The sequence below is a fragment of the Desulfobacter sp. genome, from assembly GCF_050177295.1.
In genome coordinates, this window is the sequence record NZ_JBFXHE010000404.1 from 1 (window position 1) to 4062 (window position 4062).

The 4062-nt window shown below is 57.7% G+C and carries 2 protein-coding genes; both read right to left on the bottom strand.

Translation table 11 applies throughout. The features are described 5' to 3' along the window. On the bottom strand, positions 1-1649 hold a 1649-nt coding region (locus AB7U36_RS19960; RefSeq protein ID WP_428161389.1), incomplete at its 3' end, for an SDR family NAD(P)-dependent oxidoreductase. After that, the coding region (locus tag AB7U36_RS19965) for a beta-ketoacyl synthase N-terminal-like domain-containing protein (RefSeq protein WP_428161390.1) at positions 1555-4062 on the bottom strand (2508 nt) is incomplete at its 5' end. The genes AB7U36_RS19960 and AB7U36_RS19965, both read right to left, overlap by 95 nt.

Below are 4062 nucleotides of genomic sequence, written 5' to 3' on the forward strand. Positions count from 1 at the left end.
AGGGGCTCTTCCTGGAATACCCGGGCCAGTCTGACGCTGACATCGACCTTGACCGAAAGAATTTCCCGGAAACGTTTTTCTTCCATGGTGGCCATGCTCTGGTCAAAGACCCCCACTGCCGAATGAACCACCCCGTGAATCCTTGGATATGTCTGCTTAATAGTGTGATAGGCCCTTTGCAGGGATTCTTGATTCCCGGCATCCGCCGGCACATAAATGGGGGCATGGCCCAGCCTTGCCAGGGCATCCAGTTTGCCTTGAATGGTTGAGTCCATGGAGCGGCGGCCGATCCAGACGATGCGGGCCTGGTATTGCTGGATCATCAGTTTTGACCAGGCTTCTCCAAGACCGCCCGCTCCGCCGATCACCACGTAAACTCCCTGGTGGCGATAGGGAGGCTGCCGGGTGGCAGAGGACCGGAAGGGGACCAATCGGGATTGGTGCCATTCTTTGTTCCGATAGACAAAGGGGGCGCCTGCATCAAACGGCAGGCTGGTAAATTGGCGGACCGGCCAGTCCATGGTGGCATCCAGGTCCATGAGCCGGGCCTGCCAGAGCGGATATTCCCTGGCAATGCTTCCCAGGAATCCGTGGAGACCGGCATGGGTGGGATTGGCCTCATGGTTTTGCCCCAGGGCAAGGGTTTGGGTGGTGATCAGGGTTAAACGCAGTTCCCGGTTTCCATAGCCCAGGGCCAGCAAGGTTTTGATCATCCGGAAAAAAGCAAAGAGTCCCCCAGGGCCGTCCTGGCCTTTAATAATGGTTTCATCCCCAGGGGATGCCAACGGTGCCGGCGGTACCACCCAGATCAGATGATCCATATCCAGGTCCTTAAATTCGTCATCCGTACCGCCGTCCATGGGTAAGAAAGCGGCATGGGGATAGATTTTTTTCAGCGCCTCTACCCCTTCCCCGTTCCGGCTCATCACCACCACCTGCTCTGTGGAAGTCTGCGTCAAAGGGGCTGGTTCGGGCAAGGGGATGGTTTTCCAGACAGGCGCCAGCAGCAGGGTTTGCGCCTTTTTATCCAAAGATGTATCCGCTGGTGTAACCGCCTGAATGGGCGTGTCAGGCTGGTCGGAAGGAATCCAATACCGTTCCCTGGCAAAGGGATAGGGTGGCAGGCTGATCCGGCAAAGACGCTCCTGGCCGTGGAACCAGCCCCAATCCAGATCACCCCCCTGGACCCATAACTGGGCAACCTTTGCAGCCTGTCCCTGGGCCATCCATTTGCCGGCCAGTTCCCGGACATCGTCCGGGCCCAGGAGTTGGTTGAATTTTTTTCCATCTTTCAGGGAACCGCTGTGCAGGCCGGACACAGTCTGGCCCGATTCGAAAGCCTTAAGTTTTTCACCCAGTTCTTGAAGGTTTTTTACAAGAAAGATCACCCGTTCCTCCAGGGCTTGGCGCCCGGTTTGCAAGGTGTAGGCAATATCCTGGAGGCGAAGGGGTTCCGCACCCGAGCCGGTCCGGGTCAGAAAACGCTTTAGTCTGCCCGCGTAAGCGTGAAGCCGTTCCCGGGTTTTTGCCGACAAAGGGATGAGGTAGTTCGCTTCACCCGTGTTCGGAGGTGCATACCCGGATTCCGGAACCGGTGATTCCTCCAGGATCAGGTGGGCATTGGCGCCATAGGCGCCGAAGGAACTCAATCCGGCCCGCCGGGGGAGGGCATTCCCGGCGGCCGTTTTGTATGATTTCAGGCCGGTTCCAGGCTTGGGTCCGGTGCTGGATAAAAAAGGGCGAGGACGCAAAGTCAATCAGGGGATTGACGGTCTCGGAATGAAGGGACGGCACCAGGGTTTTGTGTTTCAATTGCAGGGCAAGCTTGGTCAAACCGCTGATTCCCGCCGCTGATTCGGCATGGCCGATGTTGGATTTGACCGAACCGATGGAACAGAATTGTTTGTCCCGGGTATATTCGGCAAAGGCCTTGACCAATCCCTGGATCTCAATGGGATCACCCAGGGTGGTGCCGGTGCCGTGGGCTTCAATGCAGCTGATGGTGCGCGGATCAATGCGAGCGCGTTCCAGGCACTGTTCAATCACATCCGCATGGGCTGCCGGGTTTGGCACGGTAAAGCCGCTGACCTTGCCGCCATGGTTGAGGGCACTGCCCTTGATCACGGCGTATATGTGGTCGCGGTGGGAAAGCGCCCGGTCCATGGGTTTGAGAAGGACCGCGCCGATGCCTTCCCCGGAGACATATCCGTCACCGCCCTCCCCGAATGTCAGGCAGCGGCCGTTGCTGGCATGCATGCCCATTAACCCGTAGGTCAGGTATTTGCCCGGATGGAGCGACAGGTTGACGCCGCCGGCCAGGGCCACCTCGCTTTCACCCTGCCCTATACTCTGGATGGCCAGGTGGACCGCAGTCAGGGAGGAGGAGCAGACCGTATCCACGGCCATGGAGAGCCCATGGAAATGATGGACATAGGAAACGCGGTTGGCAATGGGCGAACAATTCAGGGACAGGGGAAACCGCCCGCCCCGGGCAACGGCCTGGGCCCCGATCAAGGCATAGTCATTATGCATGACGCCGGCAAAAACGCCCACCCGGCGTCTGCCCCGGCGGCCCCGGGGGGTCACAAGGTTCTCGGGTGTGTACCCGGCATCTGCGATGGCCTCGGTGCATACCTCCAGAAACAGGCGTTCCTGGGGGTCCATTGTTTCCGCTTCCCGGGGGGAGATGTGAAAATAGTGGGGGTCAAAGCAATCGGGGTCCTGGATAAAGCCGCCCCATTGGGACATTTTTTTGCCGGTGGGGGACTCAAGGTCTCCCCAGATATCCCGGGGCCAGCGTTCTTTGGGGACCGGCGTGATGCAGTCTTTGCCCTGCTTTAAATTTTCCCAGAACGCATCAATGCCGTCGGCGCCAGGGTAGCGTCCGGCCAGGCCGATAATGGCGATATCCCCGGAAGCGCCCGTAGCGGGTTCTATGGGTGCGGTATTTTTAGCAGGCGTTTTGGGGGCCACAAAGGCAGGCTGAACAAAAGGCTTGGGGCTGCCGGCGGCATGTTTGGCAGTGGGGCCGGCCAGTGTGGACAGATGGGTGGCCAGCTCCCGTATAGAGGGATATTCGAACAGCAGGGTTGGGGACAGGGAAACGGAAAGTATCTGCTCCAGTTTCTTAACCATCTCCAGCAGCAAGGCTGAATCCAGTCCCAGTTCATAATAACCGGCTTCCGGGTCAATCTGTCCGGAAGGGCAATTTAAAAACGAAGCAACCGTTTGCAGTAATATGTCCTGGATATCATTCACGGCAGTTTCCTTTGCCGGAACAGGGGCTGCCACAGGCCTGGCCGGGGCCGGGGTCGGGGTTTTGAGAAGGCCCGGGTTCCGGACGCATTTGTTTTTGAAATTTTCTATTACGGCGATTTTTGTGCCGGATGCATCGAAAAATTCCATATCCAGCTGAATCAACTCTTTTGTTTCGCTCCGGGAGGATGCCTTGATTCTGACAAGGCATTCGCCGCGCAAGGGGGCAACAGCGCGAAAGGATTGGAAAAACAGCGGCAGGAACAGTCGGGTGTCCAAGGCATCCCGGGGAAAAAGGCTGCCGGAACCAATGGCGCCGGCATCCAAAAGGGTAGGGTGGAACAGATAGGTGTTATCCCCGGACCGGGCGTCCGGGGGCAAAGTGATGCGGATAATATCGGCGTTGGCCGAGGCATAAACCGTCCCTTTTGCCTTCATGAACCCCGTGTGGACCAACTCCCGTTCCCGGCATTTCAGGTAAAATTCATCCAGGGGAATGGGGTTGCGGCAGGCATTTTCAATGGAAACGGGGTCAATTCGTTCCTGAAAATCCCTGGGAGCCTGTTGACGCATTTGCGCTGTGGCGGTGCGTTTATTTCCCGCTTTGACCTCAACATTCCAAAGGCCGGGTTCGGTTTCAACGCTGTGAATGGTGACCGCCACCCCCTTGTCTTCCGCCGGCATCGGCTGGAATATGGAGAGGTTTCGCAGCTCAAGCCCGGTATATTCTTGTCCTTGTTCATGAAAATGTTGGTACAGCATATCAACATAGGCCATCCCCGGCAGCAGGGCTTGTCCGAATGCCTG